This is a genomic window from Nocardia sp. CA-290969 (assembly GCF_050936135.1).
In the GTDB taxonomy this organism is placed as follows: Bacteria; Actinomycetota; Actinomycetes; order Mycobacteriales; family Mycobacteriaceae; genus Nocardia.
Window position 1 is genome coordinate 2,567,447 of the sequence record NZ_JBNJNJ010000001.1, and the last position, 25,246, is coordinate 2,592,692.

20 protein-coding genes are annotated in these 25,246 nt (G+C 69.9%); 8 read left to right on the forward strand and 12 right to left on the reverse strand.

What is annotated here, in order from left to right; genetic code table 11:
- Positions 1-59 precede the first annotated feature (59 nt).
- The gene (locus ACQEVO_RS11975; protein ID WP_432912210.1) at positions 60-4,712 is read right to left on the reverse strand and encodes a cation-translocating P-type ATPase; all 4,653 of its coding nucleotides are present in this window, start codon (positions 4,710-4,712) and stop codon (positions 60-62) included.
- 587 nt (positions 4,713-5,299) lie between these two features.
- Between ACQEVO_RS11975 and ACQEVO_RS11980 the strand changes: the two genes are divergently transcribed.
- From ACQEVO_RS11980 to ACQEVO_RS11990, 3 genes are all read left to right on the forward strand, one after another.
- The gene (locus ACQEVO_RS11980; protein ID WP_432912212.1) at positions 5,300-6,766 is read left to right on the forward strand and encodes an SDR family oxidoreductase; all 1,467 of its coding nucleotides are present in this window, start codon (positions 5,300-5,302) and stop codon (positions 6,764-6,766) included.
- Between the two features lie 20 nt (positions 6,767-6,786).
- Positions 6,787-7,860 (forward strand): DNA glycosylase AlkZ-like family protein, encoded by a 1,074-nt coding sequence (locus ACQEVO_RS11985; protein ID WP_432912214.1) that lies wholly within the window; start codon positions 6,787-6,789, stop codon positions 7,858-7,860.
- A 143-nt stretch (positions 7,861-8,003) separates the two neighbouring features.
- The gene (locus tag ACQEVO_RS11990; protein ID WP_432912217.1) at positions 8,004-9,194 is read left to right on the forward strand and encodes an alcohol dehydrogenase catalytic domain-containing protein; all 1,191 of its coding nucleotides are present in this window, start codon (positions 8,004-8,006) and stop codon (positions 9,192-9,194) included.
- Between the two features lie 20 nt (positions 9,195-9,214).
- Here ACQEVO_RS11990 and ACQEVO_RS11995 read toward each other — a convergent pair whose 3' ends face one another.
- Positions 9,215-9,952, reverse strand: coding sequence for a sulfite exporter TauE/SafE family protein (locus tag ACQEVO_RS11995; RefSeq protein WP_432912219.1), 738 nt, complete (start codon positions 9,950-9,952; stop codon positions 9,215-9,217).
- Between the two features lie 393 nt (positions 9,953-10,345).
- Between ACQEVO_RS11995 and ACQEVO_RS12000 the strand changes: the two genes are divergently transcribed.
- The gene (locus tag ACQEVO_RS12000) at positions 10,346-10,804 is read left to right on the forward strand and encodes a MaoC family dehydratase (RefSeq protein ID WP_432912220.1); all 459 of its coding nucleotides are present in this window, start codon (positions 10,346-10,348) and stop codon (positions 10,802-10,804) included.
- 20 nt (positions 10,805-10,824) lie between these two features.
- Here the strand turns inward: ACQEVO_RS12000 and ACQEVO_RS12005 are convergent, their stop codons facing one another.
- The 6 genes from ACQEVO_RS12005 to ACQEVO_RS12030 all read right to left on the reverse strand — a co-directional run bounded on the left by ACQEVO_RS12005 (position 10,825) and on the right by ACQEVO_RS12030 (position 16,227).
- Complete coding sequence (locus ACQEVO_RS12005) at positions 10,825-11,952, reverse strand: NDMA-dependent alcohol dehydrogenase (RefSeq protein ID WP_432912223.1); 1,128 nt, start codon at positions 11,950-11,952, stop codon at positions 10,825-10,827.
- Positions 11,953-12,128: 176 nt separating this feature from the next.
- Positions 12,129-12,950, reverse strand: coding sequence for a mycofactocin-coupled SDR family oxidoreductase (locus ACQEVO_RS12010; protein WP_432912225.1), 822 nt, complete (start codon positions 12,948-12,950; stop codon positions 12,129-12,131).
- 127 nt (positions 12,951-13,077) lie between these two features.
- A complete protein-coding gene (locus tag ACQEVO_RS12015) occupies positions 13,078-13,791 on the reverse strand; it encodes a 3'(2'),5'-bisphosphate nucleotidase CysQ (protein ID WP_432912228.1) in 714 nt (237 codons plus the stop codon).
- 144 nt (positions 13,792-13,935) lie between these two features.
- A complete protein-coding gene (locus tag ACQEVO_RS12020; RefSeq protein WP_280399403.1) occupies positions 13,936-14,082 on the reverse strand; it encodes a DUF1059 domain-containing protein in 147 nt (48 codons plus the stop codon).
- Between the two features lie 73 nt (positions 14,083-14,155).
- Positions 14,156-15,430 carry a cytochrome P450 gene (locus ACQEVO_RS12025; protein WP_432912231.1) on the reverse strand — a complete coding sequence of 425 codons (1,275 nt, stop codon included), beginning with the start codon at positions 15,428-15,430 and terminating at the stop codon, positions 14,156-14,158.
- A gap of 74 nt (positions 15,431-15,504) precedes the next feature.
- Entirely contained in the window at positions 15,505-16,227 is a 723-nt protein-coding gene (locus ACQEVO_RS12030) for a nucleotidyltransferase domain-containing protein (protein WP_432912232.1), read from the reverse strand.
- A gap of 258 nt (positions 16,228-16,485) precedes the next feature.
- Between ACQEVO_RS12030 and ACQEVO_RS12035 the strand changes: the two genes are divergently transcribed.
- On the forward strand, positions 16,486-17,349 hold the full coding sequence (locus ACQEVO_RS12035) for an SAM-dependent methyltransferase (protein WP_432912235.1): 864 nt from the start codon (positions 16,486-16,488) through the stop codon (positions 17,347-17,349).
- A 159-nt stretch (positions 17,350-17,508) separates the two neighbouring features.
- A complete protein-coding gene (locus tag ACQEVO_RS12040; RefSeq protein ID WP_432912237.1) occupies positions 17,509-18,537 on the forward strand; it encodes an oxidoreductase in 1,029 nt (342 codons plus the stop codon).
- Between the two features lie 171 nt (positions 18,538-18,708).
- On the opposite strand, the gene ACQEVO_RS12045 is transcribed toward ACQEVO_RS12040, so the two are convergent.
- The 4 genes from ACQEVO_RS12045 to ACQEVO_RS12060 form a co-directional block, all read right to left on the reverse strand.
- Positions 18,709-19,581, reverse strand: a complete 873-nt coding sequence (locus ACQEVO_RS12045) for an acyl-CoA thioesterase (RefSeq protein ID WP_432912239.1) — start codon at positions 19,579-19,581, stop codon at positions 18,709-18,711.
- Positions 19,582-19,791: 210 nt separating this feature from the next.
- Positions 19,792-20,553, reverse strand: coding sequence for an SDR family NAD(P)-dependent oxidoreductase (locus ACQEVO_RS12050; protein ID WP_432912241.1), 762 nt, complete (start codon positions 20,551-20,553; stop codon positions 19,792-19,794).
- A gap of 129 nt (positions 20,554-20,682) precedes the next feature.
- A complete protein-coding gene (locus ACQEVO_RS12055; RefSeq protein WP_432912244.1) occupies positions 20,683-21,771 on the reverse strand; it encodes an ADP-ribosylglycohydrolase family protein in 1,089 nt (362 codons plus the stop codon).
- 94 nt (positions 21,772-21,865) lie between these two features.
- Positions 21,866-23,092, reverse strand: a complete 1,227-nt coding sequence (locus ACQEVO_RS12060; RefSeq protein ID WP_432912246.1) for an oxygenase MpaB family protein — start codon at positions 23,090-23,092, stop codon at positions 21,866-21,868.
- A gap of 62 nt (positions 23,093-23,154) precedes the next feature.
- On the opposite strand from ACQEVO_RS12060, the gene hpnE reads away from it, so the two are divergent.
- Together hpnE and ACQEVO_RS12070 are read left to right on the forward strand one after the other, a co-directional pair.
- Positions 23,155-24,525 (forward strand): hydroxysqualene dehydroxylase HpnE, encoded by a 1,371-nt coding sequence (gene hpnE / locus ACQEVO_RS12065; RefSeq protein ID WP_432912249.1) that lies wholly within the window; start codon positions 23,155-23,157, stop codon positions 24,523-24,525.
- A gap of 31 nt (positions 24,526-24,556) precedes the next feature.
- Positions 24,557-25,204 carry a TetR/AcrR family transcriptional regulator gene (locus ACQEVO_RS12070; protein ID WP_432912252.1) on the forward strand — a complete coding sequence of 216 codons (648 nt, stop codon included), beginning with the start codon at positions 24,557-24,559 and terminating at the stop codon, positions 25,202-25,204.
- Positions 25,205-25,246 lie beyond the last annotated feature (42 nt).

The following is a 25,246-nucleotide window of genomic DNA, read 5'->3' on the forward strand; positions in this document are numbered from 1 at the left end:
CTGCGGCAAGCCCCCACGGATCCCGGGCGGTATCGCCCGGGATCCCTTGTCGCCGGCGGTCAGGCGTAGTCGGCGGATTCCCCGTCGGCGGATGCGGGAATCGAGTCCCGGTCGGGGCCGGGCAGGGCGGGAGCCTCGCCGGCCTCGGTATCCACGGCCGGCAACAGCCGCGGCAGCAGTGCGGCACCCGCCGTGGCGCCCGTGGCGGCGGTGGTCGCGATGGACCATCCGATCGGGCCGAGCGGGGTACAGCCGAAGTAGGCACCCAACCCCGGTGTCATGACGATGATGCCCAGCACCGCGCCGCTGGCGGCGGTGGTGAGCCAGACCAGGGGACTGCGGTAGCCGGCGACGAGGGTCTGGCCCAGCTGGGTGCCGATCAGCGCGACGAGCCCGATCGTGTCCGCGCGGCGCTGGGTACCGGTGTAGCGGCCCGCCATCCAGGCCGCGGAGGCGCCGGTCGCGGTGGCGACCCCGCGCACGGCGATGGTGCGGATCAGATCGCCGCCGAGGTGGGCCGGCGGGATCTCGGCGAGCTGCCGGGCCCGCTGTTCGACCCAGTCCGGGTCGTCCTCTGGCGCCACACCCTCCTGGCCACCGGCCAGGGCGAGTGCCAGCGCCGGGAACATATCGGTCAGTAGATTCACCAGCAGGAACTGCCGGGTCCCGAGTGGTGCGCGGCCGCCGACCGCCGTCCCGAACAGGGTGAACGCGATTTCGCCGGCGTTACCGCCCACCAGCACCGCCACCGAGTCCGCGACCCGCTGCCACATACTGCGGCCTTCGACCAGCGCGTGCAGCAGGGCCCGCGGATCCGGTTCGGTGAGTACCAGATCGGCGGCATTGCGGGCGGCGGCCGAGCCGTGCGCCGCGATCCCGATCCCGATATCGGCGGTGCGGATGGCGGCGGCATCGTTGCTACCGTCGCCGGTCATCCCCACCACATGGCCGGAGCGGCGCAGGGCGGTGACGATCCCGACCTTCTGCTCCGGATCGACCCGCGCGAACACGGTACTGCGTTCGATGAGTGCGGTCCGTTCGGTGTCGTCCAGTTTCTCGAGGTCGGCGCCGGTGGTGACCGTATCCACGGTGATACCGAGCTGCCGGGCGACAGCGGCCGCGGTGACCGGATGATCGCCGGTGATCATGCGGACCCCGACCCCGTTCTCCTGGAGGGCCCGGACCAGATACGGCGTCTGGGGTCGCGGGGTGTCGGCGATCCCCAGGAACCCGAGCAGGGTGAGTTCCTCGACCGCGTCCTCCATATCGTCGGGCTGGTCCGGCAGATCCCGCCGGGCCACCACCAGCACCCGCAGGCCCTGCTCGGCGAGACGGTGCACCATCGCCTCGGCGCGTTCGCGCAGCTCGTCCGACAGCGCCGGATCGGGTTTGGTGCCGGTGCGCACCCGCACACAGCGGGGCAGCACGACCTCCGGCGCGCCCTTGACCATCAGGCGCAGTTTGTGGGCGGTCTGCCCGAACGCGGCGGCGTATCCGCGGTTGGATTCGAAGGGGATTTCGTCGAGCGGATCCCAGGAATGGGCGTCGGCGTCCAGTATTTCGGCGGCGGCGTCGAGTACGGCCCGGTCGGTGGCGTGCAGGACCGGTCCGTCGCCGGGTTCGGGACAGGCGCGGGCGGCGGCGCGTAGCAGCCGCCGTGCGGTGGCCGAATCGTCGCCGGGTTGCCATTGCTCGTCGAGATCGGCGAGAGCGGTCAGCCGCAGCCGGCCCTCGGTGAGGGTTCCGGTTTTGTCGAAACACAGTTCGTCGACCCGGCCGAGCGCTTCCACCGCGCGATTGGCGCGGACCAGGACTCCGTAGCGGGACAGCCGCCGCGCCGCGGCGAGCTGCGCCACCGTGGCCACCAGCGGCAGCCCCTCCGGTACCGCCGCCACAGCCACCCCGACCCCGTCGGCGATCGCCGCGCGCAGGGCGCGGCCGCGGAGGCCGCCGAGGGCGGTCACGATGGCGCCGCCGGTCAGGGTCAACGGGAGGGCGCGGTCGGTGAGCGACCGCAGTTGCGCCTGGACACCGCCCTTGTCCGGCGGCACCGCGCCCGCGGTCGCCCGGCCCGCCTGGGTGTCGGCGCCGACCGCGACGACCACCGCCACCGCCGACCCGCTGACCACCGTCGTGCCCTCGAAGACGAGGCAGGCCCGGTCGCCCACCGCGGCGCCGGGCGTCGCCTCGACGTTTTTGGGCACGGTCACCGATTCGCCGGTGAGCCCGGATTCATCCATTTCGAGGTCGTCGACCCGCAGTAACCGGGCGTCGGCGGGTACCACTTCGCCCGCGCGCAGCACGATCACATCACCGACCTCGAGGCAGTCCGCGGGCAGCTCGGCCACCGCCGGATCGGTGGCCTCGATATCCGCCCGGTCGATCACCTGGCCGGTCAGCCGCTCGCCTTCGATGAGTTCCTGCAGTTCGTTCTCCGCTGCCTGCCGCTGCCGGGCCGAGATCATCGCGTTCACCGTGAGCACCGAGGACAGGAGCACGGCATCCGACGGCGCGCCGAGAATCGCGGTCGCCACCGCGCCCACCCCGAGGATCGGGGTGAGCGGATCGGCCAGCTCGCGGCGCATATGACCGAGGTAGGCCAGCACCGGCGCCACCGCGTTCGGCAGCGCGGCGCGACCGGCGGGTTCCTCGGTCCACCGCTGCTCGGGATCCGGTGGTTCCGGCAGCCGGGACAGCACCTCGTTCGGTTCGAGCGCATGCCAGGGCAGCAGCGGTGCGCGGGCGCCGTCCGTCGCTGCCCGCGCGGCATTGAGGCCCGAGATCGCACCGTTGAACAGGCCGGCGAAGTTCGCGGCGATCATGGGCGCCGGCCGGGACCGGGCGGCCGGCGCGGCCGCCAGGATCAGCCCCGTGAGACTGCAGGCCGACAGCGCCAGGGTGCGACCGCGCTCACTGACCTGCCGCGCCGGACCGGCGGCCGCCAGGATGCGCCGCACCTGCCCGAGATTGCGGCACAGTAGATCCGCGGACCACGGCACATGGATTTCGCCGCCCTCGCACCCGACCAGACCGAGGGCGATATCGGCGTGGTCGAGTGCCTTGTGGGCGCGGGTGCTCAGCACCGCCACCGCGTGACCGTCGCGCTGCAGCCGCTCCACATGACCACTCAGCGAACCACGCGCGGAGACGAATTCATCGGCGAGACCACGGAGTTCGGCGGCATCACGGTGCCCGGCGAGGACGACGCGCAGTCCCGCGCGGCGGGCCGCGGCGAGTACACCGTGCGCGCGGGAATCGAGTTCCCGGCCCACCAGGACGCGCCCGACGACCCGGTTGCCGGCGCGCAGTTCCCGCTCGACCGGCCGGGTCGTGGTGCCGCGGTCACGGGTGCCGGAATTCGGGTGTACCAGCCGCAGCGGCGGCTCGTTCCCCTCGCCGCTGCCCTCGTCATCCGATTGCCACAGCAAGCGCTGGGCGGTGCTCCAGACGCGGGCCGACGGCCAGTCCGGGTGCGCGCTGTCGGCCTCGAGCACCACCCGCCGGTCGGTGGCCAGTGCTTCGGCGTCGACGACGAGCGCGGTCAACCGGTCCAGGCGCCGCCACACGGCCGGATGCAAGGTGAGTACGCCGTCGGCGGCCAGCGCGGTGGACACGGTGGCGGCGAAAACCTCCCGGCCGGCCCGCGCCGCCTTCGGCGCGCCCAGCACCAGCGCATCCGCCATATCCTGGGCCCGGCCGAGTCCGGCGAGGGTGGCGGCGCCACCGAACGCCGCGGCGGCGGTTTCGTCGGCCACCCGTTCCACCGGACCCTGCGGCATTTCGGTGGGCCGGGTGAATCCCGGTAGCGGCTTCTCGACACCGAAATGCTCGGCATCCACGATCTCGGCCTGCCATGCCTGCCACTGGGCGTGCCGGGCCACGGCTTCGGTGAGCGCGAAACCGCGCTGAACGGTATCGGCGACCAGATTGCTCACCCCGCCGGCCGCGCCCTCCCCGAGCGCGGTACCCGCGGCGTTGGCGACGGCCAGCAGCAGATCGGTCCGGGTGCTGCCGAGCCGTTCCTCGAGATGCCGGCGCAGCCGGGGCTGGGCATCGGTGAACGCCGCCACCGACCGCACCCCGTGCATGAACGCCCGCATCGGCGGTACGGTGCCGGCCGCCGAGATCGCGATGGCGCAGAGATCACCGGCCACCTCGATCGCGGCCGCGAGCACCGGTTCCCGGTCGGCCGGGAATTCCGTGGTACGGCTCCAGCCGGTGTCGGCGACCTCGGATTCCCGCTCGACCGCCTCGATCTCCGCCAGCAGCCGGTCCAGATCGGCCCCGCTGGACAGGGTCGTCACGATCCGGCCGGTGACGGCGTTGACCCGCCACCACTGCACCCCGCGCAGCCGGCCCAGATGCTGGTCCAGGGCCCGGGTGACCGCGGATCGGTGGCCGTCGTCGAGTCCTCTGATCTCGATGGTCGCCGTATCCTCCGACAGCGCGACCCGGCGCTGCGCGCGCTGGTCGCGCGGATCGAGCAGCGCCGCCAGATCGTCGCGCAGCGCGCCGCCCCGGCCCGGAAGCAACGGCGCGATGCCCGACGTCGCGGTATCGACCACCTTCTCCGCGGTCCGCAGCGGTGTTTCCACCACCTGCCGCCCCGTCTCGACCGCCCGTTGCGTTCCCGAACGCACCGCCCCGGTGACGGCGGTGACAGGTGTGGTGATCAGCTGGGGTGAGAGCACAGAGCGCAGGGAAGGGGACATACCGGGGCGCTACCCGGTAGACGCGGCCGCAAACGCGCCGGGCGGGGCTCTGGTCCTGTTCGGTCCTGCCCGCCGGTCGCGGTTCCGGGGGCGTTGCCGGCGAGTTCGCCGAGGCCGGGCCGTGGTGCCGGGCCCGCCCGCGCCCGGCTCGTCGTCCGGGCCGATTCCTGTGGTGCGGCGAGCCGGGGCTCCGGACGGTGACGGAGCCGCGCTGCCGGATATCGGCGAAACGCCCGCCCGCGGAGTTCGGGCGTGCTCTCGTGCGACGAGGCGGCCCGGGCGATAGCCTGCGGTAGGCACGACGACGGAGCAGATGGCAGGACACGGCGGCGGCGAGCCCGCGCCGAGCGTCCATCCGGCGCCCGATCCACGAACTACTACCGGACCGGCGTCGATCGGGCCGTGGTCGGCGGTGACCTTGTCGAAAAGGGTGCGCATTTCCTGCCCGGTTCCCGCGCCCCGCCCTACCGGCGAGGTGAGCCGGCCGAACGGTTCGAACCACGGCCTGTGTGCCGAGACCCGTGCGAACCGGAGCCCGGCGATCATCCGGCGCCCCGCCCGGACGAAGTGTGAGCCGAGGAGGCCTCATGCGTTGTGTGGTGTTCGGTGCCACCGGTTACCTCGGTGGACGGCTGGTGCCGGAACTTCTGCGGGCCGGGCATTCGGTGCGGGTGTTCGCGCGGTCGCCGGGGAAACTGGCGGACGCACCGTGGCTCGGCCAGGTCGAGGTCGTCCGCGGTGATGTGACCGTCGCGCGGGAGGTCGGTGCCGCGCTCGAAGGTCAGGAAGTGCTGTACTACCTGGTGCATTCGCTGGCCCGCGCCGATTTCGACGAGGTCGACCGCCGGGCCGCCACCATCGTGGCCCGGGCGGCCGGGGCCGCGGGCCTGCGCCGGATCGTCTATCTGGGTGGTATCGCCCCGGCCGGGCAGGAACTGTCCCGGCATCTGTCCTCACGAGCCGAGGTCGGCCGGATCCTGGGCGCCGGCCCGGTGTCCGCCGTGGTGCTGCAGGCCGCCGTGGTGATCGGTTCGGGTTCGGCCAGTTTCGAGATGCTGCGCTATCTCACCGAACGCCTGCCGGTGATGGTGACCCCGCGCTGGGTCCGTTCCCGTATCCAGCCGATCGCGGTCCGCGACGTCCTGTACTACCTCACCCGGGCGGCGGAACTGCCGGCGGAAGTGGCGGGGGTTTTCGATATCGGCGGACCCGATGTGCTCACCTACGAGCAGATGATGCGCATATACGCGCAGGTGGCCGGATTGCCGCGGCGGCTGATCGTGCCGGTACCGGTGCTGACCCCCTGGTTGTCGGCGCAATGGGTGAACCTGGTGACCCCGGTACCGAAGGCGATCGCGGTGCCGCTGATGGAATCGCTGGTACACGACGTGGTCTGCGGCGAGCACGAGATCGCGGCATATATCCCCGAGCCGGAGCCCGGCCCGACCGGCTATCGGCGCGCGGTCGAACTGGCGCTGACCAAGATCAGGGATTCGGATGTGCCGACCCGCTGGTCGGATGCCGGGCCGGCGGCCCCCGACCCCTCCGAGCCGCTGCCCACCGACCCGGACTGGTCGGGTGGCAGCCTCTACCGCGATATCCGCGAACGCCGCACCCACGCCGACCCGGCCGCGCTGTGGACGGTGATCGAGGCCATCGGCGGCGAACACGGCTGGTATTCGTTCCCGCTGGCGTGGTCGCTGCGCGGCTGGCTGGACCGCCTCGCCGGCGGGGCGGGGCTGCGCCGGGGCCGCCGCGATCCACACCGGCTGCACGAGGGCGAGGCGCTGGACTGGTGGCGGGTGGAACGGATCGAACGACCCGCGCTGCTGCGGTTACGGGCCGAGATGCGGCTACCCGGACGGGCCTGGCTGGAACTGGGTGTCCACCCGGTGGACGGGGGCGCGGTCTACCGGCAGCGGGCGGTTTTCGAACCGCACGGGCTCACGGGCCATCTGTACTGGAAGTCGATCGCACCGTTCCATGCGGTGATCTTCGGTGGTATGGCGCGCAATATCACCGGTGCCGCCGAAGCGCAGGGCGGAATGTCATAGGCCGCAGTTAGTCTCGCGGCATGTCGTCGGCATGGTTGCGCACGAACGCGGTGTCCTGGTCTCTGCCCCGTACCCCCGGCACGCTGGCCGGTGTCTTGGCCGAGCTGGAATTCGTGCAAGCCGATCCGATCCGTGCGCCGGCGCGCGCCCAGGACCTGATCCTGCGCCAGCGCGTCCGCGGCTACCGGGCCGGTGATCTCGATCGACGCTACCGGGAGCTCGGTATCGACGAGGACGTCCTCTACGCCTACGGCTACGTCGTTCCCCGGCTGCGCCCGCTGCTCCATCCGCGCCGCCACCCGCGCGCGGTGAACGGTGGCTACCCGCACGACACGTTCTCGGCGGAGGTGCTCGCCTTCGTCCGCGACCGCGGGGTGGTCCATCCGCGGGAACTCCAGACCGAGTTCGGTCACCGCGGGGTGGTCAACGCCTGGGGCGGAACCTCCTCGGCGACCACCGTGCTGCTCGAAGAGTTGCACCACTACGGCCTGCTGCGGGTGGCGGACCGGGTCTCCGGCGTCCGGCGCTACGAGGTGGCGGCGGCACCGCCCGGCGAAGCACCGGATCCCGGCGAGCGTCGCCGGGCCCTCGCCCTGCGGATCGCGCGCACCTTGGCCCCCGCGGCGGAGTCGACACTCACCGCCACGGTGAACCGGGCTGTGCGCCGGATCGGTGACGCCACGGGCTCGGCGACCGTGCGCGAACTCCTCGCCACCGGCGAACTGGATGCCCGCACCGTCGATGGTGTGCGCTACCTGTGGCCGGCCGATCTGATCCCCACCGACCGGGAAGCGCCGGCCCGGGTACGGTTTCTGGCGCCGTTCGATCCGCTGGTGTGGGACCGTAAGCGATTCGGCCTGATCTGGGGCTGGGACTACCGTTTCGAGGCGTACACACCGGTCGCGAAACGAGTGCGCGGCTATTACGCGATGCCGATGCTGTGGCGGGACCGCGTGATCGGCTGGGTCAACTGCGCGGGGCCGGGCAGCGAGGTCGAAGTGGGTTTCGCCGACAGCGCCCCCAAGAGCGCCGCGTTCGCTCGCGCGCTGGACGCGGAGATATCCCGGCTCCAGGCTTTCCTTGGCGCGGAGTAGGGCCGAGCCGCCCGCCCCGGCCGACCCCCGGTGTTTACCGGGAGGGCGCCGGGGTAGCCGCTTCCGGTCCAGCCCCTCGGCGCGCGGCCGCAACGGTGCCGCGTGCCGGGGGAGCAGTCGAACCCGGAGGCCGAGGTGGCGTAATGCAGGCTGTGACGTGGCAGGGCAAACGGAATGTGCAGGTGCGCGATATCGCGGAACCGCGAATCCAGGAGCCGGGCGATGCCGTGGTGCGGGTGACCTCCACCGCGATCTGCGGTTCCGATCTACATCTGTACGAACTGCTCGGGCCGTACATGACCCCGGGCGATGTCCTCGGGCACGAGACGATCGGCGTGGTCGAGGAGGTCGGCTCCGAGGTCACCGGTCTGTCGCCCGGCGACCGGGTGGTGGTGCCGTTCCAGATCAGCTGCGGCGAATGTGTGATGTGCCGGCAGGGCCTGATGACCCAATGCGAAATCACCCAGGTGCGGGAGCAGGGCTGCGGGGCGGCGCTGTTCGGTTACTCGAAGCTCTACGGCCGGGTCCCCGGCGGCCAAGCCGAATACCTGCGGGTTCCGTACGCCGATTCCACCCATATCCGGGTGCCGGACGGCCCCGGTGACACCCGCTACCTGTTTCTCTCCGATGTGCTGCCCACTGCCTGGCAGGCCGTCGAATACGCCGCGGTGCCCGACGGCGGGTCGGTCACCGTCCTGGGGCTCGGGCCGATCGGTGAGATGGCGGCGCGGATCGCGCACCATCGCGGGCTGCAGGTGATCGGGGTGGATCTCGTGGAGGAGCGACTGGACCGCGCGGCTTCCCGCGGGATCGACACCATCGACCTGCGTGCCGTCGGCGGCGCGCACCTGACCACCGCCGTGCGGGACCGCACGGGCGGCCTGGGCAGCGATGCGGTGATCGAGGCGGTCGGGATGGAAGCGCACGGTTCGCCGCTGGCGGCGGCCGCCCAGCGCGCCGCCTCCTACCTACCGTCCGCGCTGGCCGCGCCGGCGATGAACACGGTGGGCCTGGACCGGCTCGCCGCCCTGAACGCCGCGATCGATATCGTCCGCCGCGGCGGCACGATCTCCATCATCGGCGTGTACGGCGGGATGGCCGATCCGCTGCCCATGCGGGTGCTGTTCGACAAGCAGATCCAGCTGCGCATGGGCCAGGCCAATGTGAAGCGCTGGGCAGGCGATATCCTGCCTCTTCTCGACGACAGCGATCCGCTGGGTGTGGATACCTTCGCGACCCATCACCTCCCACTGTCGGCGGCCCCCGACGCGTATCGCATGTTCCAGGCCAAGGACGACGGCGCGATCAAGATCGTGCTGGACCCGGCCGCCTGACCGGGCGCGCACGTACCGGCTCAGCCGATCGCCAGATATCCCGCGAGACCGAACCCGCACAGCGCGACACCGATCCGCATACCGGCCGGTGGCAGCCGCGCGACCACCGCGGGCCCGCACCAGCCGCCGGCGAACGCGCCGAGACCCATGGCGGCCGCGGCGAGCCAGTGCACCGGGCCGAACAGTGCGAAACCGGCGGCCGCGACGAGATTGGCGACCCCGGTGAGCACACTTTTGAGCACGCTGGCCCGCCAGATCGTCTCGGAGGTGCAGACGAGGATGAGCGCCAGGAACATCACGCCCGCTCCGGCCCCGAAATATCCGCCGTAGAGCGCTACGACCGCGGTCGCCAGCGGGTACAACCGCGGAAATGTCCGGTTGCCGGCGAGCTCGCGCAGTTTGGGCTGCAACAGCAGACTGGCGGAGGCGAGGGCGATGAGGATCGGGACGAGGGCGTCGAACACCTCGGCCGGGGTGGTCAGCAGCAGCACCGCGCCACCGAGCCCGCCGAGCGCGGCACAGCCCAAATGCAGAATCAGGGACCGCGAATTACCGGCGACGGCGGCGCCCGCTTTCGCGGTGGACCCCGCGCCGACGGCGACCATGGCGACGGTGTTGGTCACATTGGCCGATACCGGTGACAATCCGGCGGCCAGCAGCGCGGGATAGGAGATCAACGACGCGATGCCGGTGACATAGCCGACCAGTCCGGCGAAGAATCCGGCGACCGTGACTAGTCCGAAGGTGAGCACGGTCAAGGTTGCGGTCTCCTGGGTCGGCGGGGCCGGCGGTCGCGCCGCCGCGAACGGGAGGGCGCCGGTGCCCGAGCGCCGTCGAACGGAATCATCCGATGACTGGCCGTAGCATAACGAGCGTACGGGTTGGCCTGGTGAACGGGTCCGGCCGCGGCAGGGCGGATGCGGCGGCGGAATCCGGAGCAACGCGCCGATTCGGGTCCGGCGGCGACCGCGCCGGATCGCCGGGGAGTCGTTCCGTCGACGACCCTGCGCACCTCCGGTAATACGCGGCTATTTGCGACTAATTCGAAAAATGTCTCAGTTCGGGTTGAACTCCGGGGCGAAGTGCGGAATACCTATTAGGGGAGTTGCGATGTCGCGACAGCGCGCGGCACGGGATCGAAGGAGAAAACTGTGCGCACATTCACCGGTAAGGACGAGGTCCTGGCGGCAGTGGGGGAGACGCTCGGCACGAGCGACTGGGTGGAGGTCACCCAGCAGATGGTCGACCAGTTCGCCGAGGCCACCGGCGACCATCAGTGGATCCATGTCGATCCCGAACGTGCGAAACGGGAGAGCCCCTTCGGCGGGCCCATCGCGCACGGGTATCTGACGCTGTCGCTGCTGCCGCTGTTCACGTCCCAGATCTTCACCTTCGCGAACGCGAAGCTGGGCATCAACTACGGCTCCAACAAGGTGCGCTTCCCGAGCCCGGTCCCCGTGGGGGCGAAGGTTCGCTCGACCGCGGTGCTGGTGGACGCGAACGAGGTGGCCGGCGGTGCGCTGCAGCTGGTCGTGCAGCACACCGTGGAGACCGAGGGTGGCAGCAAGCCGGCGGTGATCGCGGAGGCGGTGAGCCGGGTCGTGTTCTGATCCGGCCGCACCGGCGCCGGTCAGCGATCGGCGTCGGTGAACCGGATGATTCCGCGAATATTGCGGCCCGCGAGCATATCGGCGACGCCCTCGTTGATCTGTTCGAGGGAGTACTCGCGGGTGATCATATCGCCGAGCCCGAGATCGCCCAGTTTGTACAGCGCCAGGACCTCCGGAATCAGCAACTGCGGGTTCCCGCCGCCGAACAGGGTGCCGCACAGGCTCTTCTGCTGGAAGGTGAGAGCCGAGAGGTTCATCCGCGGATTGGTTTCCGCGGCATCACCGGTGGCCGCCAGCACGCAACTACCGGCCTTGGCGGTGATCCGCATCCATTTGGCGAGATCGTGCCCGTCACACCGGCCGACCGCCACGATCACCGTCCGGCACATCTGCCCGCCGGTCACCTCTTCGATCGCGCCGATCGCGGTATCGATATCGGAGTAGGTGTGGGTGGCCCCGAATTTCGCGGCCTGAGTGCATTTGGCCTCGACCGGATCCACGGCGAAGATACGCCGCGCCCCGGAGATCACCGCCGCCTGGACCGCCGCCGTGCCCACCGCACCGGCGCCGATCACCGCGACGTCCTCACCCGGCCGGACGGTGGCGGTATTGACCACGGCGCCGTATCCGGTGGTGACGCTGCAGCTGGCCAGGCAGGCGATATCGAACGGAATGCTGGGGTCGATCTTGACCACCGAACTCTTGTGCACCACCGCGTAGGGCGCGAAGGCGCCGATCAGGGAGGTGGGATGCACATTGTGGCCGCGCGCGCGGATGCGGAAGGTACCGTCGGACACCGCGCCGCGGCTGAGTAGGTCCTGGCCTCGGTCGCAGAGATTCTGATGCCCCGATAGGCAGGATTGGCATATCCCGCACGCCGGGATGAAGGAGAAGACCACATGATCGCCCACGGCGAGCTGGTCCACCCCGGCGCCGACCTCGACGATCACCCCGGAGCCCTCGTGCCCGCCGAGAATCGGGAATTCGGCGGTGGGCACATCGCCGCTGGCGAGGCGCTGGTCGAACTGGCACAGTCCGGCCGTTTCCACGCGCACCTTCACCTCACCCTGCTGGGGATCGCCGATCTCGATCTCTTCGACCGACCACGGCTGCGCGTAATCCCAGATCAATGCACCCTTGGACTTCATCGGCTTCCCTAACTGTCGTGACGGTCATGCGCGTGGTTCACGGCAGTACCCAGGTTGCCTGATAATGCCGTTCTCGGAAAGTGTTATATCGAATTTTCCTCGCGCTTTCCCGCAACGGACCCACCCCCGGCCGGTCGCGACGCCGCCCGGCGAGCGGCGACGCGACGCAACGGTGGTCAGTACTGCGCCGACCCGAGATCGACCGAAATACTGCTCGCGGTGACGAATCGCGACTCCTCGCTCGCCAGCCAGCACACCGCATCCGCGATGTCCTCGGGCATGGCGACGCCCTCCGGCAGCAGCGGAGTGTTCATCTTGGCCAGCAATTCGTTCGTCTCCCCGGCGCGGGTGAGGGCGCCGACCATATCGCCCGACCCCATCGGCGTGGCCACGGGCCCGGGCGCGACGCTGTTGACCCGGATCGAATGCTTCCCGAGTTCGGCGGCGAACGCCCGCGCCATCCCGGTCACCGCATGCTTGCTGGCGGTGTAGTGCACCATGAACGGCTGCATGGACACGCCGGATGCCGAACTGATCAGGATGATCGAACCGCCGCGCCCGCCGTCGATGATGTGCTGTGCACCCGCCATCACCGTGTTCCAGGTGCCGGTGACATTGGTGTCCAGGACCGACCGGAACGATTCCGGGGTGATCTCGTCCCAGGGTTGCGGGATGCAGATGCCGGCGTTGGCCACGATCACATCGAGGCGGCCGAAGCGGGCGACGCCGTCGTCCACGGTGGCGCGCAGCACGGCGAGGTCGCGGGTATCGGCGACGGTGGCGAAGATCTTGCCACCGGCACCTTCCACCAACCGCACCGTTTCGTCGAGATCGTCCGGGGTCGCGGAATCGTAGGGAACCGCGGGCGGCAGGGGCGCGCACAGATCGACCGCGATGATCTCCGCGCCCTCCGCCGCGAGCCGCACGGCATGCGCGCGACCCTGGCCGCGCGCCGCCCCGGTGACGAAAGCAACCTTGCCGGCAAGTCGACCGCTCACTTGTTCAACTCCTGTCGTTACGGGAAACGTCCGACCATTCTGTGCGAAGCCGGGGGCCGCGCGCACGGACGAACCGCAAGCTCGCGGATCGTGGCCGGTCACGCCGCTTCGGGTCGCCGCGAGCGAGCTACTCCGACAGCGCCTTCAACGCCTGTTCGGCGAGTTCCGGCCGGCAGATCAGCAGATCCGGCAGATACGGATCGGGGCGGTTGTAGCGCAGCGGGGATCCGTCGAGCCGGGAGACGTGCAGCCCCGCCGCGCGAGCGACCGCCACCGGGGCGCACGAGTCCCATTCGTACTGCCCGCCGGAATGCGCGTAGATATCGGCCTGCCCGCGCACGACCGCCATCGCCTTGGCCCCGGCCGAACCCATCGGCACCTCGATCGCCGAGAGCCGGGACACCATCCGTAGTACATCGAAGGAGGGGCGGCTGCGCGACAGCGCGACCCGCACGGTGCCCGGCGGGGGCGGGTCGGCGAGTACCGGCGGCTGCCCGGTGTGCAGGACCGTCCCCGCTGCCGGTAGCGCGACGGCACCGACCACGGGGTCACCGTCGATCGCGAGTGCCACGTGCACCGCCCAATCCGTGCGCCCCGGCTCACCGAACTCGCGGGTGCCGTCGAGCGGGTCGACGATCCACACCCGGGACCGTTCGGTACGCGCCAGGTCGTCGGGGGATTCCTCGGAGAGCACGAGATCCGCCGGCCGTGCCCGGGCCAATCGGTCGAGCAGCAGGCGGTTGGAGCGCAGGTCACCGACCCGGCCGCCGAGTTCTCGGATCGACAGGAGAAGTTCACCGGCTTCCGCGGCCAAGGTCGCGGCGAGAGTGTGGTCGTCCATGGGGGATCCTTCCTGGCGGGCTGCGCCGTCCGGATCCATATAACACGGTGCCCCCGGCGGTCTCGTCGCTCACGGTCGACGCGGAGGGGACACGGGCCCGTACCCGGCCGGGACCGGCGGCCGGTACGGGCGCGGCGGGCCTGGTCAGTAGGCCATGAAGAGGATCTGATCGCGGGTGTAGTCGTGACCCGGGTGGTTCTCGGCCAGATGCTTGCGCACGACATCGACGAGTTCGTCCTCGTTCGCGCCGGTGAGGTGTTCGCCGCAGGGGCAGTTCAGCTGGGTCTTCATCTCGGGCTGTCCTTTCGTCAAGGGGAGACAACGCCGATCAGCGTAGTAGCCGGGCCGGGGCGCCGCCCGGCGATCAGGCCAGACGTACCGGCATCCGCTTGATACCGTGCACGAAATCGCTGTGCACGTACTCGGGTTCGCCGAGCACCACCTCCGGCACCCGGGTGAGCAGTTCGGCGAACAGCAGCCGTAACTGCATCCGGGCCAGCCAGGCGCCCAGACAGAAGTGAGCGCCGCCGCCCCCGAATCCCGAATGCGGATTCTGGGTGCGGGTGATGTCGAAGATCTGCGGATCGTCGAGCGCGGTGTCGTCGCGATTGGCCGAACAATAGAACAGGACGAGCTTTTCCCCGGCTCGTATCCGGGTGCCGGCCACTTCGGTATCGGTCACCGCGTGCCGGGCGAAATGGATCACCGGCGTCGCCCAGCGCACGAATTCCTCGACCGCGCCCCCGATTCGGGCATCGAAATCCTCGAGCAGCCATTCCCGTTGCGCGGGCCGTTCCGCCAGCGCCTTGAACGCGTGGGAGGTGGTCTGCTTGGTGGTGTCGTTGCCGGCGGAGGCCAGCAGCACCATGAACGCGCCGATTTCTTCGTCGGTGAGCCGGTGGCCGTCCACTTCGGCGGCCACGATCGCCGACATCAGATCGTCGCGCGGCTGCGCCCGGCGCCGCTGCGCCAGTTCGGTGCCCGCGCGGTGCAGAATGCCGAATTGTGTCATGAAGAAGGTGGCGCGTTCCTCGAGCGCGGCGTATTCGTCGTCGCTGGAACCGAACATCGCCTCCGCCGCGTACGCGACCGCGTCCTGGTCACCGGGATCGATACCGATCATGTCCGAGATGGTGCGCATGGGAAGTTTGCGGGCGAGGCTGTCCACGAAATCGACCGTTTCGCCCGATCGCAACCGCACCAGGAATTCGTCGACGATCTCGGTGGCATTGGCGCGGATCTGGGATTCGATGCGCCGCACCTGTTTCGGTGTGAAGGCCGAACTGATCAGCCGCCGGTAGCGGGTGTGCTGCGGCGGGTCCATGGTGAGGAAGAAGGTGGTGGGGCGCTGTACCTCGATGGGCATCGGGTCCATGCTGATTCCCAGCGTGGAGGTGAACAGTTCGGGATGGCGGCTGACGAAGGCGATATCGTGGTGCCGCGTCACCGCCCAGTAGCCGGGTTCGGAATGGGGGAATACCGCCGGTGGCGGCGCGTGCCAGGTGAGACCGGGTTCGGCGCGGAGTTCGGCGAACACCTCGTCGCGGGCGCCGAAATCCCGGGCCCAGAATTCGGGATGCGAAATATCGAGCCGGTGGTAGCGGCGCGATGCGGCGGGCGCGCTGTCGAGAGGGCTCATGAGCGACTCCGAGCTCGGTGATTCTGGGTGCGCGCGCGGGAACGGGCGGATGCGCGCGAGTCGTAGGAAATACTCTAGAACGCCGCTCCCTCGCGGGCGGCGGCTTCCGGGGAATCCAGATGCGCCCGGCGGATCCGCTGCAGCAGGTCGTCCAGCGGTGCTTCGTCCGGAGTCCGCGGCAGGACGGTCACCGCGGTGTCGAAACGGTGCTCGTACTCGGCCACCAGCCGCCGGACGGCTTCCGCACCGGGGTCGTCGGCGATGGCGTCGCCCAGCGCGTGGTAGCGCTCGGGATCGGGAACCCGGATCGGCAGCCGGCCGGTGGTGTAGAGCTCGTAGCCCTGCCACAGCAGACGCAGCGTATGCCGGGCGTGCTTGGCCCGCCGGGCCGTCGCGGCCGCCGGTTCGCCGTCGCGGGCGAGCAGGCGCCGGAACTGGCTGGTGGCGTAGCCGAAGAACGCGTCGCGCACCCGCTGTGCGGACAGGAAGCTGCCACGCAGCGCGATGAGCTCCCGGCCGAAGCCGGTGTCGGCGGTGTAGGTGTCGAGCCAGAGGATCTCGGTCGCGGTCGGATTGCACGACAGCATCAGCCGCATGGCCTTGCCGATCTCGTGATAGGTGGCGTCCGCGCCGTCGCGGCCCTGCCGGGTCTGCCGCTGCGGCGGGCGCAGGCCGAGCAGGTTACGGGTGGGCTCGACATAGATTCCGGCGTAATCGATATCGCTGCCCGGGCCTGCCAAGCCGTAGGCCGTCGAGCCGACGATTCCCTCCAGTAGGACATCCCGCCTGCCGTTCATCCGCGGCCCTCCCGATTCCCGCTCCACCCGCCGACCGGCGGCGTGGGCGTCCGGGTACCGGACGCGACCTCATCATGATCGTCCGGCCGCCGCGATGCCACCGAATTTCGCCGTTCGAGCAGGGCAAACACCGTACCCGGAAAGATTTTTCGGCGAATTCGGCAGCGGCGCGATGAATTCGCGGCGTCACATCCGTCTGGACTGTCGAGCCCTGTCTACTGTTATCGCGCTCCACCACAACCGGATAGAGAGAAACCGATGCCAGATTCACCGTTCCGCTCGCCGGCTCCCGGGCTGCCCCCGGCCGGGGTCGATACCTCCCGGGCGAGTATCGCCCGGGTCTACGATGCCGCGCTCGGGGGGAAGGACAATGTCGATGCCGATCGCCATGCCCTGGAGGCGATTCTGGAGGTCGCACCTGGTATGCGCGCCGTCGCGCGCCGCAACCGGGCGTGGTTGCGCCGGGTTGTGCGCTATCTGGCCGGGGTCGTCGGCGTGGAGCAATTCCTCGATGCCGGTGCGGGTTTGCCCACCGTGGGCAATACACACGAGATCGCCCAGCTGGTGAATCCGTGGGCGCGGGTCGTCTATCTGGACAACGATCCGATGGTCAGCGCGCACGGGCGGGTGCTGCTGGAAACCAACGAGGACACCGTCTACCTCCACGGCGATCTGACCGATCCCGGTGTGCTCGGATCCGATTCGGCGGTCTGGCGGTATCTGGACCGGGACCGGCCGGTCGCGGTGATCCTGGGCGCTGTGCTGCACCACATACCGGATGCCGCCGATCCGGCGGGCATCATGGCCAGAGCGGTGGACGCGCTGAGCCCGGGCTCGTATGTGGCGCTCACCCATTTCTGGGATCCGGGTGAAGGTGCGCCCGATCACGAGCTCGCTCGCGAAGTGGAGCGGCGTTTCGTCCAGAAGGGCCTGGGGTCGGGCTGGTTCCGGAGCCGGGAGGACATCGTGTCCTATTTCTCGGGACTCGAGCTGATCGACCCGGGTGTGGTCGCGCTCGACGACTGGTGGCCGTCGGGGCCGGTGCGGTCGCCGGGCAGCGCCGAGGAGCGGCTGATACTGGGCGGGGTCGGCCGGAAGACCGGGCTCACGGTGGTCCACTAGCGAGGCGCGTGGATCTCCGGCGCGGTCTCCGGCGCCTCGGGTAATCGTATTCTCCTTTATCGAGAACTGTCTTATACTTCGGCTGAACCGGCTGCCCGCCGGTGGGCGAGGAGATCGCGGCCGCGGGCGGCATCCACCCGCTGGAACTGGATAAATGCCGTGAGCTCGTCGAACGAACCGTGGACAATGGCAGCAGCGCCCGATCAATCCGGACGTACCGCAGTGGTGACCGGATCGAATACCGGTATCGGCCTGGAGGTGGCGCGTGGGCTGGCCCGCCGCGGGGCACGGGTGGTTCTCGCCTGCCGCAACGACACCGCGGCCGCCGCGGCCAAGAAAGATATCGAGAATTCGGTACCGGATGCCGATATCCGCACGACCCGTGTCGATATCGGCAGCCTGGCCTCGATCGCCGACTGTGCGCAACGCCTGCACGCCGAACTGCCCCGTATCGATCTGCTGATCAACAACGCGGGGGTCGTGGCCGGAACCCGGACGCTCACCGTGGACGGATTCGAAAGCGATTTCGGGATCAACTTCCTGGGACATTTCGCGCTCACCGCGCAACTGATCGACCTGATCACCGCGGCGCCCGCCGGGCGGGTGGTCAGCGTGGGCAGTCTCAGCCACGGCAGCCGCAATGCGGCACTGGATTTCGACGATCTGCAGTCCGAACACAGTTTCGGCCGGCTCGTCACCTATTCACGGTCGAAGATGGCTTCGGCCACGTTCATGGTGGAGTTACAGCGCCGGCTCGCGGCCGCCGGGTCGCCGGTGCTCTCGGTCGGGGCGCATCCCGGCGGCGTGCGCTCGACCATCCTCCGGGAGAAGAGCCTGGTCGCCCGGATCGCCTACAGCCGGGTCGTGATGGCCCTGGCCCACTTGGTCACCCAGACGCCGGAACAAGGCGCGCAGCCCATCCTGCGGGCCGCGGTCGACCCCGCGGTACCGGGCGCGGGTTTCTTCGGCCCGGCGAACCGCTGGGGCCTGGTGGGGCCGCCGGTCGCCGTGCCCGCCTCGCCGCTGGCCCATGATCCCGACACCGGGCGGCGGCTGTGGGGCGTGGCCGAAGAATTGACCGGTGTGGAATTCGCACTCCCGGTAACCGCTGCGGAACCGCCCGCGGATACGGATACCCCGGCGGCCGGCCGTGCTCCGGAAACCGCCGGCGACGGTTCGCAACGGTAGCCGCGTCCGGCGACCGGAACGAGAGAGCCGGAGCCGCGGCCGGGCGTTCGCGCTGTACCGGAACCGCTGCTGCCGGTCGTGCCGAGCTCAGCGGCCGTGCGGGTGGGGTATTGGCTGCCCGATGCCGTCGGCTGCCCGGAGCCAACCGCGGGCGAGCCGGTCGACGGGCGTTCAGCGGCGCCGGATCAGGCCTTCCTGCATGGTGGTCGCACACAATCGCCCGCAGCGGTCGAGGATTTCGCCGTGCGCGAGGCCGCGGCCGCCGCCGGCCCACCGGCCGTATTGGTCGTGCAGGAACCAGTCGTCGACCCGCAGGGGTGCGTGGAACCAGATGGAGTGATTGATGGTCGCCACCTGGAGATCGCGGCCCTGCAGTTCCTCGCCGTGCGGCCCGGTGGTCGCCGAGAGCAGCAGCAGGTCGCTCAGATACATCAGGCAGGCTGCCTGCTCGAGCCGCGCGTCGGGCAGCGGTGCCCGCGTGCGCAACCACACCCGCTGCCGGGCCGGGGCGGCCTTGCCGCGCATGGCCTGCGCGCGGGCGAGCGGGTCCGGGAACCGGGCATCGATACCGAGGGCGTCGAGGAAGGTGCCGGTCCATTCCAATGCGTCCGGGTGGCCCGCGAATACCGCGTCCAGATCGGGGACGTCGTCGGGTCCCGGGGTGTCGAGGATCGCGACCTGGTGTTCGAGCCCCTCTTCTTCCTTATGGAACGACGCCAGCATCGTGAAGATCACCCGGTCGTTCTGGATCGCCTCGACCCGCCGGGTCGAGAAGGAACCTCCGTCGCGCACCGGTTCGACGACGAACTCGGTGGGCACCGTGGTATCGCCGGGCAGCAGGAAATAGGTCTGCGCGGAATGGATCGGCCGGTCCGCGGGCGCGGTGTGTCCCGCCGCCAGCACTGCCTGGCCCGCGACCTCACCGCCATAGCTACGCCGGGCGGGGCCGTCGTGGACGCGGCCCCGGAACCGGTGGTCTCCGAGGCGTTCGAGCGTGAGGCGATCGGCCACCGATTCCGCGGGTCGCACGGCTTCCAGGCTCATGGCCACCTCCAGTGGTGCGAAACGCGGCCATGAGCCGCGGGATGCGAGCTGGGCACGGCGGCCGTCGCTCCGGACCTGCGCGCAGGGCCGCCGGGTTCCGGCCCGGACTGCTCTGCATCGACAACATTATGGTGCGCGTCCGCTCTGCGGCGCGCACGGCCCCGGCCGCGGGCGGGCGGACCACCGGCCCGCCCGTGGCGGATCACCGAATCACTTGGGGGCGAATCGCATCCCGGCGTCCAGGCGCAGGCATTGGCCGTTGAGCATGGCGTTGTCGACGATGGCGCAGGCCAGTTTGGCGTATTCGCCGGGCCGGCCCATCCGCTTCGGGAAGGCGTTCCCCGCGACCAGCGGCGTGACCATTTCCTCCGGCACCCCGGCCAGGATGCCGGTATCGAACAGCGATGGCGCGATGGCCAGCACGCGTACCCCGACCGAGCCGAGGTCGCGGGCCATGGTGAGCGCCATCCCGGCGATACCGGCCTTGGCGGCGGTGTAGGCGACCTGCCCGATCTGCCCTTCGAACGCCGCGATGGAGGCGGTGTTGATGATGACACCGCGCTCGCCGTCGGCATTGGGTTCGCCCTGGCTCATATGCCACGCCTGCAGCCGGTTGAGGTTGAAGGTGGCGATCAGGTTCAGGTTGATGATCTGGGTGAACGATTCGAGATCGTGCGGCCCGGTCTTGGACAGGGTGCGTTTGGCGATTCCGCCGCCGGCGGTGTTCACTGCGATATCGAGACCACCGAGCTGCTCCACCGCCTCGGCCAGTACCGATTCGACCCCGGCGTGGTCGGTGACATCGGCCTCGAAGAAGGACCCGCCGAGGTCGGCGGCGACCTTGCTGCCCGCACTGGCGGTCCGGTCGACCACGGCGACCTTCGCGCCGCGGGCCGCGAGCTGTTCGGCGCTGGCCCGCCCCATCCCGGAGGCGCCTCCGACGACGATTGCACGTGCTCCCTGAATCTCCATATTTCCCGTCTTTCTCGGTCTACGGCGTAGGCCATCGCTCGCCGATGGGGCCCGGCTTACGTTATAACCGCCCGGCGGGCCCCGATCCGCATTTTCGCAGAAGTGTCGGTGAAAGTGCTGGTCATCCGCTCAGCTCTCGGGCTCGGCGTCGAGTGGATACCGGTCTGAGATCCGGGCGCGGTCGCCGTAGTGGAAGCAGGTCACCAGATCGTCGGCGACCTGGATCAGCACATCCCGGCCCTCCACCTCGCCCACCCATTCCATCGGGAGAGCCGACAGGCCGTGCGCGGCTCCGAGCAGGTTCCCGGCGACCGCGCCGGTGGAATCGGAATCACCGGAATGGTTCACCGCCAGGAGCAACGCCCCCCGCACATCCCCGGTCGACTGCGCGGACACAGCGCAGTAGACGGCCACGGCGAGGCATTCCTCGGCGATCCACCCCTCGCCCGCCTGGAGAACGCCCGCCGCGGACGCCGGCTCCGTATCGGCCAGCGTCACCGCGTGTTCGAGCGCCTCGACCGTTTCCCCGGACTCCGGGATCGCGCGCAGCCGCGCCACCACGTCCCGCACCGCCGCTCGTAGGTCGGCACCCCGGATCGAGTGATCCACGAGGGCCGCGAACGCACCGGCGGCGAGGTAGCCGGTGGGGTGACCGTGGGTCAGCTGGCCGCACCGGGCGGCGAGGTCGAACGCGGCGGCCGGACCCGAACCGGTCAACCCGAACGGCGCCGACCGCATGACCGTCCCGCAGCCCTTGGAATGCGCGTTCACCGGACCGGGTTCGCCGAACGGCCGTGGCTCCAGAAAGTCGGTGGATTGCCGGCGCAGGCCGGTCATACAGGCGTTGCCCGGTGCCCGGACGGCATAGAGGAAACGCTGCGCGGCCAGCCATCCATCGGGTTCGGGCGCCGGGCCCGCCGCGTGCTGAGTCCGCAGCCAGCGCAGATAGGCACGGCGCAGCGCGGGCACCGCGTCGCGACCGGGTGCGTTGCGAAGCAGCCCCTCGGCGGTGAACAGTGTCATCTGGGTGTCGTCGGTGATACCGGCGGGCTCGCCCGGCACCGGCCCGGGCAGGAAACCGGTGACGCCCGGACTGCCGTACCGCCGCACAATCTCGTTGCGGGAGAGGAATTCGATCGGCCAGCCCAGAGCATCGCCGACGGCGCCGCCCACCAGGGCGCCACGGACTTTGTCGACGAGCGTTTCGTAGTCGCGCACGATCAGTGATCCTGCCAGCCCGCTTCCTTCGGGGACAACGTGTTTCGGCGCGGGAGCCACGCGGCGCGACCCGTCCCGGCAGGCCTGGTCGCGGCTATGCCGTGGCCTGCAGATGGTGGGCGGACATGCCCACCTCCGCCGGATCGGAACCGACGAGCAGCCGCTTGAACGCGGCCTGTTCGCGCAGCCCGCGTTCCTCCGCGTGCCGCCGGGCGGCGGGGCTGATCCGGGTGGCCACACTGCGGGCCAGGTTGACCGGGAGGCGCAGCAGCGGATACCACGGCGGCATATACGGCCAGAGCCCCAGTTTTCGCATGGCGGACGGGCCGAGATACATGCTCGCGATCGACAGGTGCTGCGCCCGCGCGACCTGCCCGCGCAGCCACGGAAGATTCGGATAGTTCCAGGTCAGCGGGTCGTTTGCCATGGGCAGGGCGAGTTGGCGCGTGGTGTCGTCGGGGTTGGTGATGGCTGTCATCGTGTGATACAGAATGCGCACGCTGTCGCGATAACCGGTGGGCAGCCATTCGTCGGCGACACCCATGAGATGGCCGACGTAGCGCGCCAGATGGGCGGCGGCCTCGCGGTCGGCACGCGAGGGTACGATTCCCATCGCGAGGCCACCGATGAACGGCGCGATGAGCGCACCGACCAGGGTGGCGGCCATATCGGTCTGGTTGATCGGCACACCCCAGGCGCGCTCGTCCCAGTCGGGCATGGCCGCGACATGGCGGCGGACCAGCGAATGCACGAACCGCACGTGCAGGGTGGACCGGTAGCCGGGCTCGAACCTGCCCATCCCGTTCTGGACGTCGAGCGCCCACTGCATGGTTTCGGCGAAGCGCTGGGCGGGGCCTTTTTCGAGGGCGCCGGTGCGCAGCAGGGTCTTGTTGAAACCGGAGGCCAGGTAGCCGCCGAGGAACGAGACGTCCCGGGCCAGGTACAGCCCGTCGTAGCCGCCGCGGCGCAGCACCTGCTCGCCCCGGCGCAGCTGCTGTTCGTCCAGCCAGTCCGGCGGAGTTTCGACCGCGGTGAAGAAATCGCGCAGGGGTTGCGGGGCGTCGGTGACGGTGTCGATTCCCTGGGTCACGGCCTGCTCGAAGAGGGGCCGGGTGGTCCCCATTCCGGTGCGCAGCATCCAGTCGACCAGCGTATCCATCGGTTCGTCGCCGACCAGCAGCGATTCGCCCATGGCCGTCCACGTCGTGGCATCGGGCGCACCGATGCCCATCATCTTGGCGAACGGCGTCAGCCCGGGGACGGCGACCGGGGCGGACGGGTGGCGGGTGGGAATCTCGGCACCCGTGTTTGCGGAACCCATGAAACGAATGTATTGATCGCGTTACATTGTGTCAATAACGAGGTCTACGTTTGGAGCGCAGCATGGACGATTCCCGCCGGTATGTCGTGATCGGGGGCGGGCTGGCCGGGCTCGCCGCCGCAGTCTGGTTGGCCGAGGCCGGTAAACAGGTGACAATCCTCGAACGACGTCCCCGCCTCGGCGGGCGCACGCAGGCGATGCGGGTCGCCGAGGTGGCCGATACCCCGGACAACGGCCAGCATGTGGTGGCCAGCGGGTATCGCAGCCTGTTCCGGTACCTGGAGAGCGTGGGCACGCGCGAGTACGTGGAGTTCCCGGGGCGGGGCAGTCTGCGCTGGCCCGGCGGTCGCGCGGTGCTGTTGCACACCACAGGTTTCCGTGCTGTGCGCACCCTGCTCGGTGCGCATCCCGAAGCCGGCCCGCTGGATCGGCTCCGGGCCCTGCGGGCGACCGCGCGCCTCGGCCGGCAGGCGCTGTTCCAGCCCGCCGATCTCGCCGATATCACCACCGAACAGTGGTTCGAGCGGGTCGGGATGCCGGCGAAAGCCCGGGAAGCGCTGTGGGATTGGCTCGCGCTGGGTATCGCCGCCGAACCGGTGCAGCGGGAATCGGCGAAGGTGTTCGCCGATGTGCTGGCCACCGGGATCCGGATCGGCATGCAGGACCGCGTCGGGGTCACCATCGGATATCCGACGGTCGACCTGGACACCCTCTACATCACCGGCGCCGAGCGGGTGTTCGAAAAATACGGTGTGGACGTCCGATTCCGCACGGTCGCCCGCAAAATCGTCGTCACCGACGGGCTGGTGACCGGTGTGCAGCTGGTGGACGGCTCCGTGATCCCGGCCGACGCGGTGATCTGCGCGGTCCCCAATTCCCGTATCCACGGCCTGCTCGACGATCTGCCCGAACACGCCGAAATCTATGCCGCCGCCGACAAACTCGGTGTCACCCCGATCGTCAGTACCAACCTGTACCTGGACCGTCCGCTGCGGACGAAATCGGCCATGGAAGCCCTCATCGGCGGTACCGGGGTGATCGACGAGGTCTTCGACCGGCAGCGTATGCATCGCCGGACACCCGACGGTGCCTGGCTCTACTGTCTCACCACCAGCGGCGCCTACGAGCAGATCCACAAGAGCAACGACGAGATCGTCGCCGAGCAACTGGCGCTGATCCGCCGGTACTACCCAGAGGCGGCCGAGGCGCAGGTGGTCCACGCGCAGGTCGTGAAAATGCCCAAGGCGACCTTCTCGCAGGTGCTGGGCACCGCCGGGTTACGTCCCGCGCAGCGGACCTCGATACCGAATCTGATGCTGGCCGGGGATTGGACCCGGACCGACTGGTCGGCCACGATGGAGAGTGCAGCACAGAGCGCGGAGCGGGCGGTAGAGGGACTGCTGGCGTATGCCGCAGCCGGTGACCAGCGCTGACACAATGAAACGCGGACTATAATTCCGCTACATGTTCCGCAGCTATGACGAAGTCGACGAACGGATTCTCGACGAGACACTCGCGCGGGTTCTGCAGGTCGGCGTCCGGCGGAGCAGTCTGGACGATATCGCGCGCCGCTGCGGGATCAACCGGGTGACCATCTACCGCCGGTTCTCCGGTAAGGACGCCCTGATCGAGGCGGCGCTGTCGCGCGAGATCGCGCGGGTACTCGCCGAGGCGACGGCGATCGCGTCGACGACCGAGGGGGTCGACGCCCAGATCGAGGAAACCGTACTGTTCGTGCTGCGGCAGACCCGGACCCATCCGCTGGTCACCCAATTGCTGGCGGTGGCACCGGAAGAAGCGCTCGGCTTCTACACGGTCCGCGGCGAGGAAATGGTTTCCCAGGGAATCGAATACATCGCGGGCGTGCTGGCGGCCGGGCAGGAACAGGGTGTGCTGGCGCATTACGATCCGCGGCCGGTCGCGGAACTGATCGCCCGGATGGCGCATTCGCTGATGCTGACGCCCACCGCGGGTGTGGATTTCGACGATGAACAGGCCGCGCGTGCCTTCATCCGGGCGGCTGTCGTCCCGTTGATGAAGTACGGCATCGGGCCGGCCGGCGATCCCGGTGCGGCGCGTCCGGCCGGAGCAACGCGCAGGGCCGGGGCCTAGCGCCCGGGCCGCGGTATCTCCCGGGGCGACCGCCCGATCCAT